Genomic DNA, 1,460 nt, shown 5'->3' with positions numbered 1-1,460 from the left:
ATGGCACGGGGCCGTGGCCCATGGCACGGGGCCGTGGCCCATGGCACGGGGCCGTGGCCCATGGCACGGGGCCGTGGCCCATGGCACGGGGCCGTGGCCCATGGCACGGGGCCGTGGCCCATGGCACGGGGCCGTGGCCCATGGCACGGGGCCGTGGCCCATGGCACGGGGCCGTGGCCCATGGCACGGGGCCGTGGCCGATGGCACGGGGCCGTGGCACGTGGCACCGGGCCGAGCCAGCACACGAGGGCGCGCGGGCGAGGGCCGGTCGTCCTGCGGAGCCTGAGTCGTTCGTGACATCAGCTCGAAAGGCACTCGCCGCGGCACGGCTGCGCGCCGCCGTGCCGCGGACAGCCGAGGCGCTCGAAACCGTCCGACCCGCGCGATCCCCCGTGTTGATCCACACCAGCTCGCCGGGATGGCGGCATCCAGGCGCCGCTGTTACCGCCACCTCGGCGACATGGAGTCGATCAAGGCGTCGAGCACGGTCAGGCGACGGTGACCGTGACGGTGTGCCAGCCGGTGGCACCGTCGGGGGCGACCGGGCTGCGCCGCTCCGGCTGCGTCTCGCCGGCCGCGTCGGTGGCGCGTACCTGGAGGGTGTGCTCCCCGGGCGTGGCGTCCCAGCGCCAGGACCACTGCACCCAGGTGTCCGTCGACACCGCCGGGGCCAGCGTCGCCTCCCGCCAGGGGCCGTCGTCCACGCGTACCTCGACGCGGCGGACGCCGCGGTGCTGCGCCCACGCCACCCCGGCGACCGTCAGCGGACCGGCCGTCGGGCGGCTGCGGGCGCGCGGGGTGTCGATCCGGGACTGCGTCTTGACCGGGCCCTGGGCGGACCAGCCGCGCGGCACCCAGTACGCGTCGAAGTCGGCGAAGCTGGTCAGCTCCAGCTCGGTGACCCACTTGCACGCCGAGACGTACCCGTAGAGGCCGGGCACCACCATCCGCACCGGGAAGCCGTGCTGGACCGGCAGCGGCTCGCCGTTCATCCCCACCGCCAGCAGCGCGTCCCGCCCGTCGCGCAGCACCGCGGTGGGGGTGCCGCAGGTCCAGCCGTCCACCGCACGCCCGACCACCTGGTCCGCGCCCTCCTCCGGGTCGGCCTCGTCGAGCAGGTCCTTGATCGGTACGCCCAGCCAGCGGGCGTTGCCGATCAGGTCGCCGCCGACCTCGTTGGAGACGCAGGCCAGGGTCACGTACCGCTCGACCATGGGGCGGGTGAGCAGGTCGTCGAAGCTCAGCTCGATCGGGTTGCGGACCCGACCGTGGATGCGCAGCCGCCAGGTCACCGGGTCCACCTGCGGCACCACCAGCGCGGTGTCGATCCGGTAGAACTCCTTGTTCGGCGTGACGTAGGGGGCGAGCCGGGGCAGCGACAGGTCCGCGCCGGCCGGCACCGGCGGGGCGGGCGAGGCCGGAGCGGGCAGCGTCACCGCCTCCCGGGCCGCCGAGACGCC

1 protein-coding gene is annotated in these 1,460 nt (G+C 75.5%); it reads right to left on the bottom strand.

The window, feature by feature from the left end; all coding sequences use genetic code 11:
- Window positions 1–488: 488 nt before the first annotated feature.
- Window positions 489–1,460, bottom strand: a 972-nt coding sequence (locus HUW36_RS32765; RefSeq protein ID WP_174531575.1) for a molybdopterin-dependent oxidoreductase, incomplete at its 5' end; no start/stop codon positions are given.

It is taken from the genome of Micromonospora maritima, from assembly GCF_902825405.1.
Lineage (GTDB): Bacteria > Actinomycetota > Actinomycetes > Mycobacteriales > Micromonosporaceae > Micromonospora > Micromonospora maritima.
This window is presented reverse-complemented; position numbering and strand designations above follow the sequence as displayed.